This window comes from Mucilaginibacter lutimaris (assembly GCF_042676625.1).
In the GTDB taxonomy this organism is placed as follows: domain Bacteria; phylum Bacteroidota; class Bacteroidia; order Sphingobacteriales; family Sphingobacteriaceae; genus Mucilaginibacter; species Mucilaginibacter lutimaris.
Genome location: NZ_JBHTIA010000012.1, coordinates 516091 through 539923, shown reverse-complemented (window position 1 = coordinate 539923; position 23833 = coordinate 516091). Strand labels below are relative to the sequence as shown.

Below are 23833 nucleotides of genomic sequence, written 5' to 3'. Positions count from 1 at the left end.
AAGTTCCCTCTAATAATTTAAATGCGATACATCATCTTAGTAATCTTTTGCGCTTTAAACCTATCGGCATCTGCCCAGTGGTGGCGCGGCGATTTTAAAAAGCACGTGCGGTACCCCCAAATATCGCAGGTGAAAGATCTATCCTTAAAACGTTTCCTGGCTGATAAGCAGGCGCGTTACAACCCAATGCGCCTTGCAAAAAACGTAGTGCCCCGCAGCCAGTTTAGCCTGGAAATAAACGAGCGCGTTGTTATGCGCGCGGCCCAGCATAACATGCGTTTTCATGAGTACTCTTTAGCCAGCTACCGTTTTAGCGAATTGGCAAAGATATACGTAAGCGAGAACCGCCTGTCGGAAGCTAAGTGGTACTACCTGCAAAGTATCCTGATATCTAAACAACAAAACGACCACCAACACACTATCAATAACTTAGTAAGCCTGGCACTGATAAAAGCCGACCTTGGCGACCTTACCCAGGCCCAGCAAGACCTTGCAGAAGCGCGCGACCTTGCACGTAATACAGGCCGTACCGATGACGTTAAGTTAATTGATGCCAAGATCAAATTTGTACAAAGCAACAAGGTTTGGTTGCCAAAATCAGAGCTGCGCTATGCCGAGGCTGTTGATGTTACAGGTAAATCTAAATAATTACCTGTTATTGTAACAATTAGGTAAAATGCGGCATCTATTATAAAACAACCCAAACATTATTGTAATATTGTTATTCAGTATATTAGCGGGACGGCTTGGTGGCTGTCTCTTTTTTTATTGTACAAATTAAAAAAGGCACAAGTATTGATGTTTCACACAGGTACCGACTTAAAGAGTGTAAAAAATATGTTCAAGAAATTATATTTAATGCTTGCATTAGCTACCGCGTTTGCGTGTAATGCAGCACCCGCAAAAGTAAACTACAAACATGCAGGTCCTAATGATTTGCAGCCCGATGAGCAGCAAAGTGTTGTTTTAAAATATGTATACACTCTTGTATCCGATTATAATTATAAGAAGGTACCGTTGAACGATTCGATATCGGCTATTATATATGACCGTTACATCAAAAAGCTTGATGAGAACCACAACTACCTTTTAGCATCAGATATTAAGGAGTTTGACCAGTTTAAAAACACCTTCGACGACGATATTAAAGCAGGGAACCTGGCCAATGTGTTTTACATATTTAACGTATTTCAAAAACGTTATAACGAGTATGTTAACTTTTCGGTAGCGCAGTTGGGTAAAACATTTGATTTTACCCAAAATGAAACCTACACTTACGACCGCGACAAACTGCCCTGGGCAGCATCAGAAACCGACTTGCACAACATTTGGGCGCAACGCGTGAAGTACGATCTGCTTAATCTAAAGCTTACCGGTAAAGATATTGCTGCTAATAAAGAGACTTTAAAGAAACGTTACACCAATATACTTTCGCAATCCAATAAATTATCTAACCAAGATGTTTTCCAGGCATTTATGGATTCGTTTACCGAAGCGATTGACCCGCACACCAATTACTTTAACCCATCTAACGCGGCCAATTTCAATATAGATATGTCTCGTTCGTTAGAAGGTATTGGCGCGTCGTTATTGATGGAAAACGAATACGTAACCATTAAAAACGTAACACCGGGCGGCCCTGCCGATAAAAGTAAACTGGTAAATGCCGACGACCGCATTATCGCTGTCGCACAAGGCAAAACCGGCGAGTTTCAGGATGTTGTTGGCTGGAGGATAGATAACGCCATAGCGCTTATACGTGGCCCTAAAGGCACAACAGTAAGGTTGCAATTATTAGCAAAAGGCGCGGCTCCAACCGCTAAACCAAGGGTGATTGAACTGGTTCGCGAAAAGATTATCTTAAAGGATATTTCGGCACGTAAAGACATCCGCACTTATATGCAAAATGGCAAAGCCGTTAAAATTGGTGTTATTTCTATCCCTGCATTCTATATTGATTTTGCCGATTACAAAGCAGGTAATCCTAACTACAAAAGCACCACCCGCGATGTTAAGCTGATACTGGACACCCTTAAACGCGAAAATGTGGATGGCGTAGTAATAGACCTTCGCCAGAATGGCGGCGGCTCATTAATGGAAGCTGTTGAGCTAACCGGTTTATTCATTAAAACCGGCCCTGTTGTACAGGTACGCGATTCGCGCAACCAGGTAGAGGTTGATAAAGATGAAGACCCTGCTATTGCTTATTCGGGCCCCTTAGCCGTGTTGGTAGACCGCTTTAGTGCTTCGGCATCAGAGATATTCTCGGGTGCTATACAAGATTACGGCCGTGGTTTGATACTGGGCACGCAAACCTATGGTAAAGGCTCGGTTCAAAACGCTATAGATCTGGATAAGGTTATCACCCCATCATTAAAAGATAAATTGTTAGCCGTTGCCGGTAAAACTAAAACTGTTGCTACAGGCAGCCAAAATAAATTTGGGCAATTAAACTTAACTATCGCCAAATTTTACCGCATAAACGGAAGTTCAACCCAACACAAAGGCGTGTTACCTGATATTGATTTCCCTTCTATAATTCCATTAGATAAATACGGTGAAGACACCGAACCATCTGCTATGCCGTTTGATGTAATTGAGAAAAGCGATTACACCCCGGTAGGTAACTTTGCAACTGTGTTGCCGCAGCTTAAAAAATTACATGAAGACCGTATGGCGGCAAGCGTGAGTTACAAGTACTTGTTACAGGACATTGAAGAATCGAAAAAACAAGCAGAAGAAAAAAGCGTGACCCTTAACGAGCAGCAGCTTAAACAACAGCGCGATGCTGATGAGCAAAAAGCGTTTGAGCGCAATAATCTGCGCAGGGTAGCATTAGGCTTGCCGGCACTTAAAAAAGGGCAGGCTAAACCTAAAAACGAGGACCTGGACTTCCTGCAAAAAGAAGCAGGTCAGGTACTAACCGATTACCTTTCTTTAGGCAATAAGTTAACTACCGTAAAATCTGCAGGCACCAATTAACGGCTCTAATGTTTAAATGATATACAGAGGCGCGATAAATATCGCGCCTCTTTTTTTGTGCCTTGGTGTCGCACAATTTGCCGGACTATTAACTCACAGACAATGGCAAACTAAATAAGCCGCTAAAGGTTAATACAGTAACCATGGCTAAACCACTGCTTGAATTTACCGACCGCGGCATTTACTGCGAACAGGGTCGATTTTATATCGACCCCTGGAAACCTGTAGACGATGCCGTAATAACCCATGCCCATGCCGACCATGCTTATTGGGGCCATAAGAACTACCTGGCACATCATCTCTCGCGCGAGGTGATGCGCTATAGGCTTGGCGATATTAATTTACGCACAATTGAATACGGCGAAACTGTAACGAAGCACGGTGTAAGTATTACTATGTACCCGGCGGGCCACGTAATTGGGTCGGCACAGATAAGAGTAGAGTATAAAGGCGTGGTTTGGGTGGTTTCCGGCGATTATAAAACCGACGACGACGGTATCTCTACCCCTTTTGAACCGGTTAAATGCCAACATTTTATATCAGAATGCACCTTCGGGATGCCTATATATTCATGGAAGCCACAGGCTGAGATCTTTACCGATGTAAACAACTGGTGGCGCAGCAATGTAGATAATGGTGTGGCTACCGTTATAGTAGGTTACTCATTAGGCAAGGCACAGCGCATCTTGCAAAATCTCGACCTAAACATCGGCAAGGTGTATACACATGGCGTTATCGAAAACACCAACGAGGCCCTGCGCAGGAACGGTGTTATTTTAAACCCCACTGAACGCATTACTTCCGAGTCTTCTAAAGAAGAGGTTCGTAAAGGTATCATCATTGCGCCGCCATCATCGGTAGGCACGCCATGGATGCGCAAGTTTGGACCATACAGTTTTGGTTATTGCAGCGGCTGGATGGCCATTCGTGGGGCAAAACGCCGCCGTGCTGCCGACAGGGGTTTTATCATGTCTGACCATGCCGACTGGAATGGCCTTGTTAGCGCCATAGATGCCACAGGCTGCGAATGCGTTTACCTCACCCATGGTTCCACAGCATCATTCACAAGATATTTAAATGAGATAGGCTTTAACGCCCGGGAAGTGCATACCCTATATGGGGGCGAGGAAGAAGACACGGAAGCCTCTCCCCAGCCCTCTTCAAAGGAGAGGGAGTCAGAAGATGGGAATGAAAGTATTTCTCAAGTCTCCCCTAATGGGGGAGATTTAGAGGGGGCTAAGGAGGCCAAAGCATGAAAGCATTCGCACAACTCTTCCTCTCTTTAGACGAGACCAACAAAACCAACGAAAAAGTTAAGGTACTTAAGGATTATTTTATCAATGTGCCCGATACGGATAAAATGCACATGCTCGCCCTGTTCACAGGGAGGCGGCCAAAAAGGCCGATCAATTCAACGCTTATTCGTAACTGGGCTATTGAGGCATCAAACATCCCTGCCTGGCTGTTCGAAGAAAGTTATCATGTGGTGGGCGATCTGGCCGAAACAATGTCGTTACTGATGCCCGAAAGTCAAAGCAGTAGCAACAAAACTTTAACAGAATGGATTGCCGAGATCAACGCCGTTGGCAGCAAAACAGAGGAAGAAAAGAAGTTATGGCTGATAGAATCGTGGGCGATGCTGGACAGGCAGGAACGCTTTGTATTTAATAAGATCCTAACCGGTAGTTTCCGTATTGGTGTGTCCAATAACTTGGTGGTAAAAGCCCTGGCGGATATCACCGGGATAGAAGCCCCTGCACTTACCCACCGTATTATGGGCAACTGGATGCCTGAAAATTACACTTACGATCAATTGGTACAAGAGCAAAACGCGGCAGATAATATCTCCCGCCCCTATCCCTTCTTTTTGGCTTACCCTATACAGGAAACTTCGGAGAAAAGAAAGTCGGCAGAGGATGTAGGCAATGCGCTCGGCGAAGCAAAAGATTGGCAGGCCGAATGGAAATGGGACGGCATCCGCGCGCAAATGATCAAACGCGGCGGCCAGATCTTCATCTGGAGCCGGGGTGAAGACCTGGCTACCGAGAAATTCCCTGAACTGCACCCCTTTTTGAATGCCCTGCCGGATGGGACTGTACTGGATGGCGAGATCCTGAGTTTTCAAAACGGTTTGCCTATGTCGTTCAGCGTATTGCAAACCCGCATTGGTCGCAAAAACCTGAGTAAAAAAATATTGGCCGATAGCCCGGTGGCGACTATCGTTTACGATTGCCTGGAATACGCCGGCGAGGATATCCGTTATAAAACACAATCGGAACGGCGGGAGATACTGGAAAAGCTACAGGCTGCAACAGAGTTCCCGGAAGTGTTCCGCATTTCATCACTCATTAATTTTGATAGCTGGGAAGAATTGGAAACCACCCGCGAACAATCGCGCGCCATGGTAGCCGAAGGCATTATGCTGAAACGTAAGAGTGCTACCTACCAGGTTGGCCGCCGGCGCGGCGACTGGTGGAAATGGAAGATAGACCCATTATCTGTAGATGCCGTAATGATCTACGCACAGAAAGGGCACGGCCGCCGCGCCGACTTGTACACCGATTATACCTTTGCTGTTTGGGATGGTGATAAACTGGTGCCTTTTGCCAAAGCCTATAGTGGCTTAACGGATGCCGAGATCAATAAAGTAGATTATTTTGTGAAGCGCAATACATTAGAAAAATTTGGCCCCGTGCGCACCGTAAAACCCGAATTGGTTTTTGAGATCGGTTTTGAAGGAATCAACAGATCCACCCGCCATAAATCGGGCATCGCCCTGCGCTTCCCAAGGATACTAAGATGGCGGCATGATAAGCCAAAAGAAGAAGCAGATACGCTGGAAAGTTTAAAGGATCTGTTGGGAGAGCATGGCGGGTAATATCTTTACCTATTCGTCATTGCTGACGGTTTAGGAATTATCTATCAGCAAACTCTCTCCAAACTTTTGCGACACGGTTTTATGCTCATTACCGTTGATGCTGATCACCAATGAGCCATCAAAACTTATCTTCTCTATCAGTTGAATTTTTGTGCCAATGTTAATGTCCAGCTTTTGCAGGTATTGTAAAAACTGGCTTGTGGTATCTTTTACGGCTACCACCCGGCACATGCCACCGGCTTTAACATCTGCCAGAGTGGTAGAAAAACGCTTGGCCATTTTGCCGTTGGCCTTGGGTATAGGGTCGCCATGCGGGTCATACTCCGGGAAACCCAGGAACTTATCGAGCCTGTCGGCAAGCGTGGCATCTTTAATATGCTCCAGTTCTTCAGCAATATCGTGTATCTCGTCCCAATGGTAACCTAATTTTTCTAATAAAAACACTTCCCAAAGGCGGTGGCGGCGCACAATAAGCGTAGCGTCCTTTTGCCCTTGAGCGGTTAACTCCACCCCCTTCTTTTTATCATAAGCTATTAGTTGCTTATCAGTAAGCTTACGTATCATATCCACAACAGACGCCGGGTTATTCCCAAGCGACTCGGCAATGGCGGTGGGTGTTATCTTTTGGCCCTTATCCTGCCAAAGGCGATAAATACATTTCAGGTAATTTTCTTCGGAGAGCGTGTGCATACAATTTATTGGGTTATACAAACATAAACAAAAAGCTTTGGTTATAAACAAAATTAGACAAGACTAACTTTATTTAATAGATTAATAAAATAATTTATATACGTTTGTTCAAAATATCTATGCGTCATACACTAATAATTATATTGACACTTGCTACACTCACAGTATCGGCCCAAAAAAACTCGCTGAAAGGGACTGTTAAGGTTAACAACATACCATTAGCCTATGCTACCGTTGCGCTTAGCGGTACAAAACACGGCACAACTACCAATGATAAGGGATTTTACGAACTCAAAAATATAGCGCCTGGCGAATACACGGTGCTTTTTAGCAGTGTTGGGTATTATACCGAACGGATAAAAGTGACCATATCTAACGGAGCCATTACTACTCTGCATGCCGAACTAAAGGAAGGCAATTCAAAACTGAACGAGGTAGTGGTAACCGGCGTTTCGCGTGCTACAGAACTGCGCAGCAACCCGGTACCTATTGTGGTACTCAGCAAAAAAGAGATAGACCAGCATGTCAACAATAATATCATAGATGCTATTGTAAAAGGCATCCCGGGCGTTACGGCTGTTACTACGGGGCCAAACATTTCCAAGCCGTTCATTCGCGGCCTGGGCTACAACCGCGTACTTACCTTATATGATGGTATCCGTCAGGAGGGCCAGCAATGGGGCGACGAGCATGGTATTGAGGTTGACCAGTATGGTATTGCCCGGGCCGAGGTTATTAAGGGCCCCGCAAGTTTAACCTATGGGTCTGATGCGCTGGCCGGGGTTATTAACCTGATACCTTACATCCCTAACGGGCAGGACGGCAAACTGAATGGCGATATTATTACTGATTACCATACCAATAATGGGCTTATAGGTTCGTCGCTTGGCCTGTCTTATAAAAAACACGATTGGAAATACGCTTTTCGGGCTACTGGTAAGATGGCTCATAATTATCAGAATAAAGTGGATGGTTACGTTTATAACTCGGCTTTTCAGGAATACATCCTGTCGGGAATGGCGCGGGTTGATAAAAAATGGGGCTACTCGCAATTTGCCGTAACAACCTATAACAACAAACAAGAGATTCCCGATGGTAGCCGCGATTCGCTTACCCGCGGGTTTACCGTGCAGGTAGCCGAAGGGGTAAACGATGATATTAAGAGTCGCCCTTTTGCCCCGCAAAAATGGCTGACATCTTATGGCGTAACACCGCTGCACCAGCATATACAGCATTACCGCGTTTACAATAAAACCGAAATTAAGCTGGGCGAAGGAATTTTTGCTTCGGCGCTTGGATGGCAGCAGAGTGTAAGGCGCGAATATAACCACCCAACGCAACCGGGCCAAGCGGGCTTATACGTTACTTTAAACACCCTGAATTACGATTTAAGATACAGCCCCAAAGTAATTAACGGATGGGAAACTTCATTTGGGGTAAATGGCATTGCGCAAACTAACCGCAGTAAGGATGCTACCGATTTCCCGATACCCGATTATAACCTGTTTGATATTGGCAGTTTCCTTTTCATAAAAAAGAGCGTTGGCAAAGCCGATATTTCGGGCGGTATAAGGTACGATACCCGCAATATCAATTGGGGCGATTTTTATGTGGGTGCTAATCCCGTAAACGGGTTTGAACAAAAGGTTAAAGCAAATACCCCGGGTGGTAAACTACAGTTTCCCGGTTTTAAACACACCTATCATGGTATATCTGGTAGCTTAGGCCTCACCTATAACGTGAGCGAACGGGTGCTGCTAAAAGCCAATATAGCGCGTGGCTACCGTGCGCCAAACATTACCGAAATTGGCAGTAACGGCCTGGACCCCGGCGCGCATATTGTTTACCTGGGCAACCGCACCTTTAAGCCGGAGTTTAGCTTACAGGAAGACCTGGGCTTTATTGCCTACCTTAAAGACGCAGACCTGATGCTCGAAGTTTTCAATAACCAGATCTCCAACTACATTTATCAATCGCGGTTAGATGATGCAAACGGCAACCCGGTGATTATTGTTCCCGGCAATACTACTTACCAGTACCAGCAAAGTAAAGCAAGGTTATACGGTGCCGAGTTTACCTTTAACCTGCATCCGCATAACGCTAAGTGGTTCGAACTGAATAATAGCGCGGCTTATGTAATAGGGCTCAACCAAAACGAGAAACTAATAGCGCAAAGTAACGGGGCCGCCAAAGACCTGCCATTTATCCCGCCGCTGCATGTACGGAGTGAAGTGAAGCTAAAATTGCAGGGCACTTATGGCATATTCTCTAAAGTTTATTTCCGTGCCGAGGCAGATGCGTATGCAACCCAAAACAAATATTACGCTTTAAATGATACCGAAACACTAACACCGGGATATACCCTAATTAATGCAGGTATTGGCTCTACATTAAAAGCAAAATCTGGCAAAACCATCTGCGAGGTATTTTTACAAGCCGATAACCTGTTTGATGTTGCCTATCAATCTAACCTAAACCGATTAAAGTATTTCGAGTATTATAATGCATCTCCCGATGGCCGAAGCGGAATTTACAATATCGGAAGGAATTTGAGTTTTAAGGTGATTGTGCCGTTTTAATATTACATCAGTCCTTGTGTCATTTCGAACGAGGTACGAGGAGAAATCTTGTTAGATCGGCACTGCCGTAATGCTTATCTAACAGGATTTCTCACTATCGTTTCGAAATGACAGGTAGTAATAGTTGAAAAATATCCGTTTGATTTCTCCCTAAAGAGTGCCAACTTCGCATTTCCCGGTAATCATCATCGGTGAAATCAATTTTTAATCTGTGGAATCTACAAGTCATAATATTAAAATAGCGCAGGAGTTGTCTGTTGGCAGCAAGCAGGTAAGCGCAACCATAGCCCTGCTTGATGAGGGCGCTACCGTTCCCTTCATTTCACGTTACCGTAAAGAGGTTACCGGTAGTTTAGATGAGGTGCAGGTGGCCGCCATTCGCGACCGTGTGTTGCAACTGCGCGAGTTGGATAAACGCCGCGAGGCCATCATAAAATCACTTACCGATTTAGGAAAACTAACTCCGGAGTTAGAGAAACAGGTGAATGCCGCCGAAACCATGGTGCAACTGGAAGACATCTACCTGCCCTACCGCCCTAAACGTAAAACACGCGCAACTGCTGCCCGCGAAAAAGGACTACAGCCATTGGCAGATATGATCCTCGCACAAAAAAGCATCGACCCGGAGCTGGAAGCAACGAATTTTATTGATGATGAAAAAGGCGTTGCCAGCATAGAGGAGGCTTTGGCAGGCGCCCGCGACATTATTGCCGAGTACATCAGCGAGCATGCCGAAACACGCGCGAAAATGCGTGAATTATTTACGGAAAAAGGTGTTTTTGAGTCCAGGGTAGCGCCGGGCAAAGAGGAAGAAGGCATCAAATACAAAGATTATTTTGAGTGGACAGAACCCGTTAAATCAGCACCATCACACCGCATACTGGCCATGCGCCGCGGCGAAAAAGAAGAAATACTTTACCTGGATATAAAGCCCGCCGAAGAGGATGCTATAGCTTTACTGGAGCGCGAATTTATCACATCACGCAATGCCGCGGCTACACAAGTTGGCCTTGCCATTGCCGATGGTTACAAGCGTTTGTTGAAACCATCTATGGAAACAGAAATTCGCCTGTTAACCAAAAAGAAGGCCGATGAGGAAGCCATCCGTGTATTTGCCGAAAACGCGCGACAATTGCTGTTAGGCGCACCGCTTGGCCAAAAACGCATAATGGCTATCGATCCGGGTTTCCGCACGGGTTGTAAATTGGTTTGTTTGGATGAGCAGGGTAAGCTATTAGAAAATACCGCTATTTATCCGCACACCGGCGCAGGCCAGGCCAAAGAGGCCGAAAAAACCGTGCAACATTTATTTGAACGCTATAATATTGAGGCAATTGCTATCGGTAATGGCACCGCCGGCCGCGAAACAGAGTTGTTCGTACGCAACCTGAACCTGCCGGGCGCAACCATTGTAATGGTTAACGAGAGTGGGGCATCGATATACTCAGCATCCGAAGTGGCACGCGAGGAATTTCCGGATAAGGACATTACCGTTAGAGGGGCTGTATCAATCGGTCGCCGTTTGATGGACCCGCTGGCTGAGTTGGTGAAGATAGACCCAAAATCTATTGGCGTGGGCCAATACCAGCACGATGTGGACCAGAATAAGCTGCAAACTTCGCTGGATGATACGGTGATAAGCTGCGTGAATGCGGTTGGTGTAGAACTTAACACGGCATCGAAACAAATCCTCGCTTATGTATCGGGCCTTGGCCCACAGTTAGCGCAGAATATAGTTGAATACCGTAACCAGAACGGCGCCTTTAAACGCCGCGATCAGTTAAAGAAAGTTGCCCGCCTGGGCGATAAAGCCTACGAGCAGGCTGCAGGTTTCTTACGCATCCGTGAAGCAGAAAACCCGCTGGATAGCAGCTCGGTACATCCCGAGCGTTACGCTTTAGTTGAACAAATGGCAAAAGACCTGAAATGCAGCGTGCAGGATCTGATGCGTGATAGCAACCTGCGCAAATCCATCCCGTTACAAAAATATATATCTGATACAGTAGGCTTGCCTACCCTTAATGATATTATGGCGGAACTTGCCAAACCGGGCCGCGACCCGCGCGAGCAATTCGAAGCATTTAGCTTTACCGACGGTGTTAACGCTATAGGCGATCTTAAGGTAGGCATGAAGTTGCCGGGCATTGTTACAAACATTACCAACTTTGGCGCCTTTGTAGATATTGGCGTTCACCAGGATGGATTGGTGCATTTAAGCCAGATAACCAACCGTTTTATTAAAGACCCTAACGAGGTCTTAAAAGTGCACCAAAAGGTAGAAGTTACCGTTACTGATGTTGATGTTAGCCGCAAACGCATTGCCCTAAGCATGAAGGAGAACGAAAAGCGGGAAACGCCTGCGCCAAGGCATCAATCACATAAGCCCGTTCAAAAAAACTTTGCACCTAAGCCAAAACCCGCTCCCGAACCCGAAATGGATATGATGAGCAAACTGGCCGCGTTGAAAAATAAGTTTAAGTAACCAGGCACATCTTATTGCGAACTATATGTGGCAATCTCGTGGCATGAAAATCGCCTATGCATCACTACGAGATTGCCGCGTCGCTATCGCTCCTCGCAATGACACATAAAAATGCTATCCCTTTTTTGTTGACATTTCTTTAACACCCTTTGCGCTTTTGGCGGCTTTCTTACTCCGCATTTTTAAGTTCAGCATCTCTACCAAAATAGAGAATGCCATTGCAAAATAAATATATCCTTTAGGTATGTGCTGCTCAAATGCCTCGGCTAATAGTGATACACCTATCAGCAGCAGGAATGATAGCGCAAGCATTTTTACAGTGGGGTGCTTGTTCACAAATGCGGCCACACCACTTGATGCCCACATCATAATTCCTACTGCAACTACTACTGCAGCTATCATGATCTCTACATGCTGGGCCATACCCACGGCGGTAATAACCGAATCTAAAGAGAAAACAATATCCAACAACATGATCTGGACGATGGTTCCCCAGAAAGAATGTGGCTTAACATTTTCAGCACCATCTTCATCGCCCTCAATTTTATGGTGGATCTCGGCGGTGCTTTTATAGATCAAGAATAAGCCCCCGATAATCAATATCAGGTCGCGGCCGGAAATAGCCAATTTTTCTACCCATTCGGGGTCGGTAGCGCCAACAATGCCTGCCAGGCTAAATAAAGGCGCAGTAAGTTTCATTACCCAAGTAATGGTAAGCAATAATAAAATACGGGTGATCATGGCCATACCCAACCCTAGTTTGCGGCCTTTTTCCTGTTGATTTGCGGGTAGTTTGTCGGATAATATCGATATGAAGATCACATTATCGATACCCAAAACAATTTCTAATACGGTAAGTGTGATAAGCGATACCCACGCTTCCGGGTCAGTTAAAATTTCCATGCAGGTTTATTGTATGCCCTAAAAATAGCAAAAGCCCTGCCGTTTAGAGCAGAGCCCTTACATTTATATTAGATACAATAGTTTTTCTAATTAAAGCGCACCTCGGTATAGCTCGAATTGATGGCGATTTTTCCATCACTATTATTTTTCCCGATATAGCCTTTGTAAATTTTTGTAGATGACCAGCCCCTATCTTCAACAGATGGTGTTTTGGCTGTTACTTTTATATTGTCATCATTGTAATTAAAACTACCCAGTTTAGTTACTACATCGAAGTTATAATTATCAGCACCTTTAAAATCAACCTTTACTTTCGTATAGGATGCATTAATGCTTAGGTCCTTTACCGATTTGTCTATAGTAGATATACTGATTCCGTCACCATATTTAACGCGGAAAATTGATGAATTCTTTAGTTTGTCAACATTTACAGATGAAAACGACACATCACCTTCAACGTTATTAAGCACACCGATCTTCATTTTTCCATAAGCTACCCTAAACTTTCCACCATTAAGTATGGCAATCGATGAGGTTTTATCCTGAGTATATTTTATCTGTATGTCGTTTTGGGTATTAGTAAGCTGTTGGGCTATTAAGTTGCCAAAGTTTAGTCTTATTGTTACTTTACCGCTTAAATTAGGTAAGACAATATCTTCATACCTGTTAGTAATATCAATCGCATTGCCTGCCGGCATATAAACGGTGTAGTTTACTTCCATATGGTTATCTCCATTGCTACCATTGTTACGTGCAAGATTGGTTTTGAATGACACAACAGAACCTACTTTACTATCGCTGATGCTTGAATTGTTGATCATATTGTTTACATATTCTTCATCGTCGGCGCCAAACTTCATTTGCACATCAACCTTAAATTCCTTTTTTGCCCAGGTATTTACTACCACCTTACCAAAGCTGTTGCTAATTTGTAAAACATCATTAGCATCTGCACTATAGCTTTTGCTGTAGTTCTTTACCTTTTCGGTAACCTGGCCATTGGCAAGTTTCTCTTTATAGTTGTCGCTGTTATAGCTTATGTCATTAAAGTTCTTGAACGATTCGGAAAAGTCGGGGGCCATTTCCTTAAAGCTGCCAGCGAAATTCTTACCAAAATCTTTGAAGTTGGCGCTAAAATTCTTGTCAAAATCTTTAAAACTTTCCTTAAATGTTTTATCGAACCCCTTAAAACTCTCACCAAAGTTCTTATCAAAATCTTTAAAAGCGAAGGCCATATCCTTATCGGCTTTAAAGCTCTTCTGCTTCATCTTTATTTTAAGATCGCGCATCTTCACTTTAAGGTCGGCTATTTTTTTGTTAAAGTTTTTCCTATCAAACTTCGGTGTTGTTACTTCCGGCGCTTGGGGTGGCGCAGGCGGTTGTACAGGCGTTTCCTGTGCAAAGGCAGCTGTGCCAATTGCTACTACTGCAATAGCGGTAAGTAGCCCGTTAAATATCTTTATTTTCAATTTCATGATCCTTTTTACTTTGATTAAACTGTTCAATAACATTCAGTTGCTGATTAAGTACCTCGGTTTGTATTTGCAAGTTCCGGATCATTGCACGTAAAACACGTTCCCGATTAGGGCTGGTCGCTAAATCAATATTTAATTTTTTGTAGCTGGCGTCCATTTTTAATAGTTCCGCGTTAAACTCGTTATATAACTGCGGGTCAAATTTGGCTACCAGTTTCAGGCGGGTGCGCTTGCTCTCTATCATTGAGGCATAGTGCACCTGCTGTTTAGCGTAAGTGGGGCTAATATCGGCCAGGTTTATACCTGCCGGTTTTTGATTTTTTAAATACAGGCCAAATCCTAAACCCATTACCACAATTACCGATGCGGCTACTTTTAGCACAAAACCCAACGAAAAGGTTTTTGCTTCGCGCTTTTTTGTCTGCATCTGTTTCTCCTCGTCCCATGCATCAAGCTCCATCGCAATGTTGTTCCAGATATCGGCACGTGGCTCCAGGTCGTCAAACTCCCCCCTGTTGTTCGTCATAAAATCTTCTAACCGCTTGCTCATTTTTTAATTCCTTTCCTTGTTAATATGTCGCTCAGTTTTCTTTTAGCTCTCAAAAACTGTGTTCTTGATGTGTTTTCTGTTATGTTAAGCACCTGTCCAATCTCTTCGTGGTCGTACCCCTCTAATAAATAAAGCGATAGTACTACGCGGTAGCCTTCGGGCAGCTCTTTCATAGCTTCTTTAACCTGTGCTGCCTGGTACTGTACGTCTTCATCATCCCAGGGTTCTTCGTCGGGCACATTATCCAGGTGGCCGTCTTCAACCTCAACAAACTCTAACCTGCGTTTGCGTAACAGGTTTATAGAGCGGTGCACAACAATTTGTTTAAGCCACAACCCAAAGGTGGTTTCCTGCCTAAAATCCTTCAGCTTATGAAAAGCGTCGGTAAACGATTCCTGCAAAACATCTTCAGCCTCGGCAATGTTGCCCACTATCCTGAAAGCGACGTTCAACATCGCTTTTGCGTATAGCTTATACAACTCATAACAGGCCTTTTTACTGCCCTGCTTGCACTCAACCACAAGGTTGTAATGTTTATCTACGTATACGGCTTCCAAATTATTGACAGGTTTCAGGTTAAATGACGCAGGGCATTTAGTAACGTTGCATGAGGAGGATAAAAAAGATTGTCTGAACTCGAATTTTTCGAATTAAATAAATTTGCGGGATTTTATTAATTACAAAAATCCATTTAATCCTGACTCAAATACCTATCTATCACCTCTACAGCCTTTTCGTACCTGTCATCGCCCGTGCCGGAGATAGTTACGTAATTGGCATTAAGGGCTTTTAACTCGGTATGCCATACCTGCATAAAATGTTCGCGCATGTGGGGGAAATCGCGCAGGGGGTCGTCCTGCCAGGGGAGATCGATATCTAACAGCAGGTACAGATCGTAAGGGTGCTTTGGCAGCTCATCTATCACTTCCTGTGGCGCTTTGCCAAACATCTCATCGCTCCATACCTTTACCGTAATAAATGTAGTATCGCAGATCAAGATCTTACTTGCCTTTGGTAATATTTCTGCTTCCAATGCAAGCTGTCCATAAAACATATTTATTTCGTCCTGCCAGGTAGGGGGCTCGGTTAGCTTAGCACAGTAGTCACGTGCATATTCGGGTACCCAAACCGTGTTATAATGCTTTGCCAAAAATGCCGACATGGTTGACTTACCCGTTGATTCGGGACCAACAACTGCTATCTTGATGATATTGGGATAAGAATTTTCGGGTTTACTCATTATGTATATTAAAAAAGTTGCCTTTTATATTCCCTACGCCAATCCCTGTAACCAAGTGCAGCTATAATAATTAATATAAAAAACATAAATGCTGTTACCTGTAAGTCCTTTTTAAAATAGATAACAGTATAAATAATATCAACAAAAACCCATATCAACCAGTTCTGCAAAATTTTACGGGTCAGGAAAAACTGAGCAACAAAACTACAGGCAGTGCAAAAGCTATCGATATAAGGATAAGCCGGTGGACGATAATTAAGTTTTTGGGTGAAAGTAATTAATGTATAGCCTAAAGCGGGGGTTAATATCATTACAAAAAGCGATGCGTAAAGCATTTGTTTTGTAGTGATGGACACGATTGGCGTTTTATCCTCAACCTTTGGATGTTTGCTCCAGTTATACCAGCCATACATACTGGTAAGGCATAAATAAACATATTGCAGCATATCTGCATACAGCGCCGCCTTATGGTAAATATAGATGTAAAGCGCTGTACTGATTATGGCTATTGGCCAGTTTAGGATATTGTTTTTTGCCGCCAAATACACACATGCAAGCCCAGTAATAACCCCTGTAAGCTCTTGCCAGGTTTGATGCTGCCACCAATCTTGCAGGGTGTAGATGATTTGCATGTGGTAAATATACTAAGCCCCCTCTAAATCTCCCCCGAAAGGGGAGACTTTATTAATTTCCAACTTCACCCCAAACCCCTCTACGGGGCGAGAGGGGCTTAAGGAAAAAACTCTCCCCTTTTGGCGAGTTTTAAGAGAGATTACCAGATCTTCACCCGCTTATCCGGATCAAGCCACATTTTATCGCCTTTTTTAACGCCGAACGCCTCATAAAACTCGGGGACATCACTAAACGGTCCGTTTACTCTCAAGAATCGCGGCGAGTGTACATCAGTTATGATCTGGTTAGATAAAGCCTCGGCCCTATCGTGCCCAAGCCAACCCAGGGCATACCCCAAAAAGTAACGCTGTACAGGCGTAAGGCCATTTATGGGTTTACCCTCTTTATACTGCTTTGTCTTTTTAAAAGCGTCCAGCCCTATAACTACGCCGCCAAGGTCGGCAATATTTTCGCCAAGGGTAGCTTTACCGTTTATATATTTATCGCCTACCTTGTAGCCGCTAAACTGCTTTGCCAGCATATCTGCACGTTGTGCAAACTTAGCCGAATCCTGCGGTGTCCACCAGGCTTTAAGGTTACCTTTCTCGTCGTACTGGCGGCCCTGGTCGTCAAAACCATGGGTAATTTCGTGGCCAATTGTTGATGCCGCGCCGTAGCCATACACAACGGCATCATCTATCTTTTCATCTAATGTACCCGGCACCATAAATATGGCAGCAGGTAATACAATTTCGTTGTTTGATGGGTTATAATATGCATTATATGTTTGTGGTGTCATCCCCCACTCGGTACGGTCTACCGGTTTACCCAATTTATTGGCGTTAAACTTACGATCGAACCGGGCGCTGTTCATAATATTTTGCACGTACTGGTTCTTATTGATCTCTAAGCCCGAATAATCTCTCCAATGATCGGGAAAACCAACTTTAGGATAAACTTTTTCCAGCTTTTGATACGCGCGTTTTTTTGTTTCGGCGCTCATCCAATCCAGCCTCTCAATATGCTCTTTAAACGAACTGCGTACCGCTTCTACCATATCCTCATATCGTTTTTTGGTAGCCTCGGGGAAGTATTCTTTTACAAAAATTTGCCCCAGCACCTCGCCCATTACGTCCTCTTCAATATCCAACACGCGTTTCCAGCGGGGTAATTGTTCTTTACGGCCTGATATTACAGTACCATAAAACCTAAAGTTTTCGTCGGCGACGGCTTTGTTCAGGTAAGGGCTAAACTCGCTAAGCAGGTTTTTGCGCAGGTAGTTTTTCCAATCATCAATACTAAATTTTGTTAGCGCGGTATTTACGGCGCGCAGGTATTCAGGTTGCCCAACAATAACAGTATCTACGTTTTTGTAATACATATCATTAAAGGTGGCTCTCCAATTTAACAGCGGCGCAAGTTTGTTTGCACCATCTACAGCCATCTTATTGTAATTGTGATACGGGTCGCGCAGGTCTTCCAATGTACGAGAGCTATCGGCCAAAAACTTTTCTAAGGCATAAGTTTTTTGCGCCGCTGTTTTTGCAGCATCATCATTATTACCTAAAAATTTAAACAGGGCGGGCAAGTGCTTTTGCTGATAATCGTTACGAACGGCTGTAGTATGCTCGTCTGTTTTATAATAATAATCGCGGTTAGGCAGGCCAATACCCGATTGCGACAACTGCATAACTATTTTTTCGCTGTTACGATCATCCTGCCCGGCGTAAGTAGCTATAGGGTTTCTTACGCCAATGGTTACTAGGTTAGCAAATTCGGCAACCAGGCCTTTCACATCTGTTATAGCATCAATCCGGGACAATTCACCCTTAAGCGGTGCAAGCCCTAATTTTTCAATGTTTACAGTATCCATACCACTGTAATAAAAATCGCCTATTTTTTGGGTATTGGTACCTTTGGCAGCATTTGCTTTAACGGCATCTTTATTAATCTTCAGCATTTTGTTCCGGAGGTCTTCCTGCACCAGGTTAAAAATACTCCAGGATGAATATGCCGCAGGTATGGGGTTCTTTTTTAACCATGCGCCATTAGCATATTTAAAAAAATCGTCGCCCGGTTTTACGCCCTTGTCGATATTATTGATCAATACATCGTGCTCGGCGTAAAATTTATTTTTATCCTGGCAGGCGGTTAAAAGCATCGCTCCTATTGCAAATGCAGAAACGGCCATTAGTGTGTTATTTTTTATAGTCATTTTAATAAATTGTCTGAAAATAAATACAGCATGTGTATAGAAAAACAGAATGGAATAATTTTCTGTACACTGCTTTTACAGTAAATTTTCCTAAAAATGAGGTTATTGAATCGCTAAAGCAAAATATAATTAATTTTTTTTCACTATTACATAATCACGTAGTTCTACTTGGTTTTAAGTTATAATTAAAGATGTTCAAACTTCTTTAATTGCTGTAACATCCTAATTATCAACATAAATTAAAATTAACTACAATTTCGGTAGATTTAATTAAAGCGACATTTAGTCTGTTTTATCATTTTTAACGGCCTGCACCATTTAATTATTTACCCTTATTAAAAATTATGGCTTAGCTTTTGTTAAAATCTAAACGGTCCTGCATACATCTTGAAAAATATATCATCTACCTATGAAAAATTTTCAATTTGTTAATAAGGTTTAAGTGAATTCTCAGTTGCCCAAGTTGAGATGAATATGTTCTTTTATTTTGGGTTTAATCAATAGTTTAAATTAATTAGGGGAAAAGGGAGCTTCAAAAGAGCTCTCTTTTTTTGTGTTCACATTTTTACTATGCACGCATAGCATTAACTGAAATTTGTTATACATTTACATTATGCATTTTGAACTAACCGAAGAACACTTAATGATACGCCAGGCGGCGCGCGACTTTGCTCAAACCGAACTTAAGCCCGGCGTAATAGAAAGAGACGAACACCAGAAATTCCCGACCGAGCAAATTAAAAAGCTGGGCGAACTTGGCTTTTTAGGGATGATGGTATCGCCCCAATATGGCGGCAGCGGAATGGATGCCATATCCTATTCAATTGTAATGGAAGAACTATCTAAGGTTGATGCATCAACTTCGGTAGTAGTGTCGGTTAATAATTCGTTGGTTTGTTACGGGCTGGAGAAATACGGTAACGAAGCACAGAAACAAAAATATTTGATACCGTTGGCACAAGGCCAGGTTATAGGTGCATTTTGCCTGAGCGAGCCTGAGGCCGGGTCTGACGCTACATCGCAGCATACTACTGCCATAGATATGGGCGACCATTACCTGCTTAACGGCACCAAAAACTGGATCACTAACGGTAGCACGGCATCAACGTATATTGTAATGGCCCAAACCGATGCCAGCAAAAAACACCGCGGTATTAATGCGCTGATAGTAGAAAAGGGCATGGAAGGCTTTACCATTGGTAATAAAGAGAACAAATTGGGCATACGCGGCTCTGATACACATTCGCTGATGTTTACCGATGTAAAAGTGCCTAAAGAGAACCGCATAGGCGAAGAGGGCTTCGGCTTTAAATTCGCGATGACCACATTAGAAGGCGGCCGTATCGGCATTGCATCGCAGGCGCTGGGTATTGCTGCAGGTGCATATGAGCTATCGGTACAATACGCCAAAGAGCGCAAAGCTTTCGGTAAAACGCTGGCTGACTTGCAGGCCATTCAGTTCAAACTGGCCGATATGGCCACAGAGATAGAAGCGGCAAGGCTACTTTGTTATCGTGCCGCATGGCTAAAAGATAACGGCCTGCCTTATGCACAGGCGGCATCAATGGCAAAACTTTTTGCCTCAGAAACTGCCATGCGCACCACTGTAGAAGCTGTACAAATACACGGCGGATATGGTTTTGTAAAAGAATATCATGTTGAGCGATTGATGCGCGACGCTAAAATTACACAGATCTACGAGGGTACTTCAGAAATTCAGCGCATTGTCATATCACGCGAAGTGTTGAAATAGTTGGCTACATTTATTACTTTTGACAAAGTATATAGATTTAGTAGACTATTTTTACAAATGATAAAAAAGATCTTATTCGGCGCGGTATTCGTTGCCGCGCTTACTCAAATAACTATAGCACAAAGCACACTTAAAACAGGTATGTGGCGTGGTGCTTTAATAACAAAATCAGCCAATCAAATCCCCTTTAATTTTGAGGTTAGTAGTACCAACGGCGAACAGCAACTGGCCATAATAAACGCAACCGAGCATTTTAAGGTAACCGATGTTATAGCCAAAGGCGACTCTGTATTCATAAAAATGCCGCTATTCGATTCGGAGTTTAGGTTAAAGCAAAGTGGCGGCAACTTATCAGGCCAATATATAAGGCACTTAGGCGACCGTGATGTACCCATGGATTTTACCGCTACGGCTGGCATACCTTGGCGCTTTTTTAAAATTCCTGCAAAAACAAACTATAATGTTACCGGCCGCTGGTCGGCAGTTTTTGGTGAAGGTAATGACCGGGATACCACCGTGGGCGAGTTTAAACAAACCGGCCAAAAAGTTACAGGCACTTTTCTTACTACAACCGGCGATTACCGCTTTTTAGAAGGCTCAGTTAGCGGCGATAGCCTTTACCTCTCATGCTTTGATGGCGGCCACGCGTTCCTGTTTACCGCAAAAGTTTCTGATAACAATACTTTAACCGGGGGCAAATTCTTTTCGGGCCTAAGCGGTAAAGATGTATGGACGGCGGTACGCAATGAGAACGCCAAACTGCCCGACGCTTATTCCCTATCGGCATTAAAGCCCGGCTACAAAAAACTTGACTTTACGTTTAAAGATCTTAACGGCAAACCGGTATCCCTTACCGATGCAAGGTTTAAAAATAAGGTAGTGATCGTACAGATCATGGGATCGTGGTGCCCGAACTGTATGGATGAAACGGCCTACATGGTAAACTACTATAAAAAATACCAACCACGCGGCGTTGAGGTAATTGGCCTGGCCTATGAGCGCACCACCGATTTTTCAAAATCGCAAAAAGCATTAGCGCAATTAAAGAACAGGTTTGAAATTAAATACCCAATATTAATTACCGGCTATACCAGCAACAAAGTAGAAACCGCCAAAAGCCTGCCCGCTTTAACCAAGGTTGTAGGTTTTCCTACAACTATTATTATTGATAAAAAGGGGGATGTGCGCAAGATCCACACCGGTTTTAGCGGACCTGGTACAGGCGAATATTATACTGAATTTATTAGTGAGTTTGAGAAATTAACGGATGACCTGCTTGGGGAAAAGTAAGAAGACTTTCGCGTAACGAGTTTCACTCACCCGCTCATTGCTTCGCTCGACCCTCTCTTCGCTTCACGAAAAGAGGGTTTTTCCTTTTCCTCTTTGCGTGATATGAAGGGATGACAAGCGTATTTACGGGTTCAAAAACAATCCCTCACTCACTTTAGGTATAATTTCCTTTTCCAGCGCGGTATCAAATAATAGTTTAACAGCTTTTTTACCTTCTTCTCCAAGGTCTATCGAAAATTTGTTTACGTATAGATCTATGTGTTTGTACATCACCTCTTCGCTCATTTCTTGCGCGTGTGAACGGATGTACTCCAGTCCTGATTTGGGGTTGGCAAAGGCAAACTCTACCGACCGTTTGATAACACGGTTTATTTTATGCTGAACATCTAAAGGCAAATTGCGGTTGGCAACAATGCCTCCCAACGGTATAGCACAGCCTGTTCGTTTTTCCCAGTAATCTCCAAGGTCAAGAATTTTGTGCAGCCCCTTATCCTGGTAGGTAAAGCGGTTCTCGTGGATAATGAGGCCAACATCTACACGGCCATCCAAAACAGCATTCTCAATATCCGAGAAAACAAGTTCCTGCTTATTAATTGCATCCGGGTAAGCCAGGCTTAATAAAAAATTGGCCGTAGTATATTTCCCCGGCATTGCTATTTTAAGGGATGTATCGCCGGCCCCAAGTCGTGCTTTTAAACCGTCTGCATCTCCTTTGCAAATTAGCATAGGGCCAACACCAAAACCCAGTGCGCTTCCTGCATCAAGCAATACATATTTATCTGCAGCATAGGCAAAAGCGTGATAACTTAGCTTGGTAATATCCAGTTCGCCGCTAAAGGCCTTTTGATTAAGCGTTTCCACATCATCATAAAACACTTCAAAGTCCATTCCTTCGGTGTCAATTTTATGATGAATCAGCGCGTCGAATATAAAAGTATCGTTAGGGCATGGCGAAAAGCCGATGGTTAATTTCATGGTTCTTGTTGTAATATTGTAACGTTAGAATGTTGAAAAATTAGCTACAAACATTACAACCTTGCAACATTTAAACTTTCCAACAATGCCACCGCAAATGTATTCAGATTTTTAATGGCTAAGCCTATTTGCCAGGCATCACGGTTACGTTTTTCAACGTAATTTGACACGGCCCTGATTTGCAGTGACGGTACTTCGGCTTCGCCACATGCGTAAAAGAATGCCGCGCCCTCCATACTTTCAATTTGCGGGTTTAACCGCTGCTGTATTTTTTGAATGGACGCTTCGTGCCCGTGTACCGTATTTACAGTAATTGCAGTTGCCTGTTTTAACTTGGCGTCTGTATATATTTCATTTAATGGCTTTGTCGCTGTAAAATTACTTTCGCCAAACCCCATCTGGCTTATAGGCAAAAAAGCTTCATTATCTTCGGCTCCTAGTTCGGCAATATTGTCTTCGGTTATCTCCACTATATCTCCAAGCGCAATATTACGGTCAAAACTACCGGCAATACCCAGGTTAATAGCCAGGTCATATGAGTTTGTTGCCAGCTCGCGCCCCAAAGCATAGGCGGTTGCTACCATACCTACGCCGGTTATGAGGAGTTGGAAGTCGAAAGTACGAAGCCTCAAGTCCCGATTATTCTTTAGACTTTCGACTTCGGACTTAAGACTAAAGACCTCAAACTCCGTAGCTGCAACAATTAATATCCGCATAAGGCCAAATTTTGACAGCTAAGATAAAACAACTGGCCTGTTTTTGTTTTGTATATTTGCACCATTAATTACTATGATGATACATATTACGCGCAAAGAGCATTTTAACGCGGCACACCGCATGTACCGCGAGGAATGGAGCGCAGAGAAAAACCTTGAAGTGTTTGGCAAATGCGCTAATCCAAACTGGCACGGGCACAACTACAACCTGTTTGTAACCGTAAAGGGCGAAGTAACGCACGCTACCGGTTATTTGATAGATCTTAAAGAACTTAAGGAAATCATAAACGAGCATGTGATAGAAAAGCTCGACCATAAGAACATCAACATGGATGTTGAATTTATGAAGGGCATAATGGCCTCTACCGAGCTGCTTTGCATAGGGATATTTAAACAGCTAAAAGGCCCTATAGAGGCATACCCGGGCGTATTTCTTCACTCGGTAAAATTATACGAAACTGAAAACAACTCTGCCGAATACTTTGGCGGATAA

General features: G+C 43.6%; 19 protein-coding genes. 9 read left to right on the top strand and 10 right to left on the bottom strand.

Going from position 1 to position 23833, the window contains the following annotated elements:
- Nucleotides 1–21 precede the first annotated feature (21 nt).
- The 4 genes from ACFQZI_RS17430 (at nucleotide 22) to ACFQZI_RS17415 (ending at nucleotide 5860) form a co-directional block, all read left to right on the top strand.
- Nucleotides 22–648, top strand: a complete 627-nt coding sequence (locus ACFQZI_RS17430) for a hypothetical protein (protein WP_377144762.1) — start codon at nucleotides 22–24, stop codon at nucleotides 646–648.
- Between the two features lie 189 nt (nucleotides 649–837).
- Complete coding sequence (locus ACFQZI_RS17425; protein WP_377144760.1) at nucleotides 838–2982, top strand: carboxy terminal-processing peptidase; 2145 nt, start codon at nucleotides 838–840, stop codon at nucleotides 2980–2982.
- Nucleotides 2983–3125: 143 nt separating this feature from the next.
- Nucleotides 3126–4238 (top strand): ligase-associated DNA damage response exonuclease, encoded by a 1113-nt coding sequence (locus ACFQZI_RS17420; RefSeq protein ID WP_377144758.1) that lies wholly within the window; start codon nucleotides 3126–3128, stop codon nucleotides 4236–4238.
- On the top strand, nucleotides 4235–5860 hold the full coding sequence (locus ACFQZI_RS17415) for an ATP-dependent DNA ligase (RefSeq protein WP_377144756.1): 1626 nt from the start codon (nucleotides 4235–4237) through the stop codon (nucleotides 5858–5860). Before ACFQZI_RS17420 ends, ACFQZI_RS17415 begins: the two co-directional genes overlap by 4 nt.
- A gap of 30 nt (nucleotides 5861–5890) precedes the next feature.
- Here ACFQZI_RS17415 and ACFQZI_RS17410 read toward each other — a convergent pair whose 3' ends face one another.
- Complete coding sequence (locus ACFQZI_RS17410; RefSeq protein WP_377144754.1) at nucleotides 5891–6550, bottom strand: metal-dependent transcriptional regulator; 660 nt, start codon at nucleotides 6548–6550, stop codon at nucleotides 5891–5893.
- Between the two features lie 143 nt (nucleotides 6551–6693).
- On the opposite strand from ACFQZI_RS17410, the gene ACFQZI_RS17405 reads away from it, so the two are divergent.
- Together ACFQZI_RS17405 and ACFQZI_RS17400 are read left to right on the top strand one after the other, a co-directional pair.
- Nucleotides 6694–9129: a TonB-dependent receptor gene (locus ACFQZI_RS17405; protein ID WP_377144753.1), complete on the top strand. Its 2436-nt coding sequence runs from the start codon at nucleotides 6694–6696 to the stop codon at nucleotides 9127–9129.
- A 211-nt stretch (nucleotides 9130–9340) separates the two neighbouring features.
- The gene (locus ACFQZI_RS17400) at nucleotides 9341–11611 is read left to right on the top strand and encodes a Tex family protein (RefSeq protein ID WP_377144752.1); all 2271 of its coding nucleotides are present in this window, start codon (nucleotides 9341–9343) and stop codon (nucleotides 11609–11611) included.
- 114 nt (nucleotides 11612–11725) lie between these two features.
- Here the strand turns inward: ACFQZI_RS17400 and ACFQZI_RS17395 are convergent, their stop codons facing one another.
- The 7 genes from ACFQZI_RS17395 to ACFQZI_RS17365 form a co-directional block, all read right to left on the bottom strand.
- Complete coding sequence (locus ACFQZI_RS17395) at nucleotides 11726–12514, bottom strand: TerC family protein (protein WP_377144750.1); 789 nt, start codon at nucleotides 12512–12514, stop codon at nucleotides 11726–11728.
- A gap of 86 nt (nucleotides 12515–12600) precedes the next feature.
- Complete coding sequence (locus tag ACFQZI_RS17390) at nucleotides 12601–13989, bottom strand: hypothetical protein (RefSeq protein WP_377144748.1); 1389 nt, start codon at nucleotides 13987–13989, stop codon at nucleotides 12601–12603.
- Nucleotides 13964–14539 carry a hypothetical protein gene (locus ACFQZI_RS17385; protein ID WP_377144746.1) on the bottom strand — a complete coding sequence of 192 codons (576 nt, stop codon included), beginning with the start codon at nucleotides 14537–14539 and terminating at the stop codon, nucleotides 13964–13966. The genes ACFQZI_RS17390 and ACFQZI_RS17385 overlap by 26 nt, the downstream gene beginning before the upstream one ends.
- Nucleotides 14536–15096 carry an RNA polymerase sigma factor gene (locus ACFQZI_RS17380; protein WP_377144744.1) on the bottom strand — a complete coding sequence of 187 codons (561 nt, stop codon included), beginning with the start codon at nucleotides 15094–15096 and terminating at the stop codon, nucleotides 14536–14538. The genes ACFQZI_RS17385 and ACFQZI_RS17380 overlap by 4 nt, the downstream gene beginning before the upstream one ends.
- A 134-nt stretch (nucleotides 15097–15230) precedes the next feature.
- Nucleotides 15231–15779: an AAA family ATPase gene (locus ACFQZI_RS17375; protein WP_377144742.1), complete on the bottom strand. Its 549-nt coding sequence runs from the start codon at nucleotides 15777–15779 to the stop codon at nucleotides 15231–15233.
- A gap of 8 nt (nucleotides 15780–15787) precedes the next feature.
- Nucleotides 15788–16411: a nicotinamide riboside transporter PnuC gene (gene pnuC, locus ACFQZI_RS17370; protein ID WP_377144740.1), complete on the bottom strand. Its 624-nt coding sequence runs from the start codon at nucleotides 16409–16411 to the stop codon at nucleotides 15788–15790.
- 140 nt (nucleotides 16412–16551) lie between these two features.
- On the bottom strand, nucleotides 16552–18606 hold the full coding sequence (locus ACFQZI_RS17365; protein WP_377144738.1) for a M13 family metallopeptidase: 2055 nt from the start codon (nucleotides 18604–18606) through the stop codon (nucleotides 16552–16554).
- Nucleotides 18607–19219: 613 nt separating this feature from the next.
- Between ACFQZI_RS17365 and ACFQZI_RS17360 the strand changes: the two genes are divergently transcribed.
- Nucleotides 19220–20359 (top strand): acyl-CoA dehydrogenase, encoded by a 1140-nt coding sequence (locus ACFQZI_RS17360; protein ID WP_377144736.1) that lies wholly within the window; start codon nucleotides 19220–19222, stop codon nucleotides 20357–20359.
- 57 nt (nucleotides 20360–20416) lie between these two features.
- On the top strand, nucleotides 20417–21649 hold the full coding sequence (locus tag ACFQZI_RS17355; protein ID WP_377144735.1) for a TlpA disulfide reductase family protein: 1233 nt from the start codon (nucleotides 20417–20419) through the stop codon (nucleotides 21647–21649).
- A 123-nt stretch (nucleotides 21650–21772) separates the two neighbouring features.
- Here ACFQZI_RS17355 and ACFQZI_RS17350 read toward each other — a convergent pair whose 3' ends face one another.
- Together ACFQZI_RS17350 and mqnB are read right to left on the bottom strand one after the other, a co-directional pair.
- Entirely contained in the window at nucleotides 21773–22624 is an 852-nt protein-coding gene (locus tag ACFQZI_RS17350) for a menaquinone biosynthesis family protein (RefSeq protein WP_377144733.1), read from the bottom strand.
- Between the two features lie 53 nt (nucleotides 22625–22677).
- Complete coding sequence (gene mqnB, locus ACFQZI_RS17345; RefSeq protein WP_377144731.1) at nucleotides 22678–23340, bottom strand: futalosine hydrolase; 663 nt, start codon at nucleotides 23338–23340, stop codon at nucleotides 22678–22680.
- Between the two features lie 76 nt (nucleotides 23341–23416).
- Here mqnB and ACFQZI_RS17340 point away from each other — a divergent pair, with 76 nt between their 5' ends.
- Nucleotides 23417–23833 carry a 6-pyruvoyl trahydropterin synthase family protein gene (locus tag ACFQZI_RS17340; RefSeq protein ID WP_377144958.1) on the top strand — a complete coding sequence of 139 codons (417 nt, stop codon included), beginning with the start codon at nucleotides 23417–23419 and terminating at the stop codon, nucleotides 23831–23833.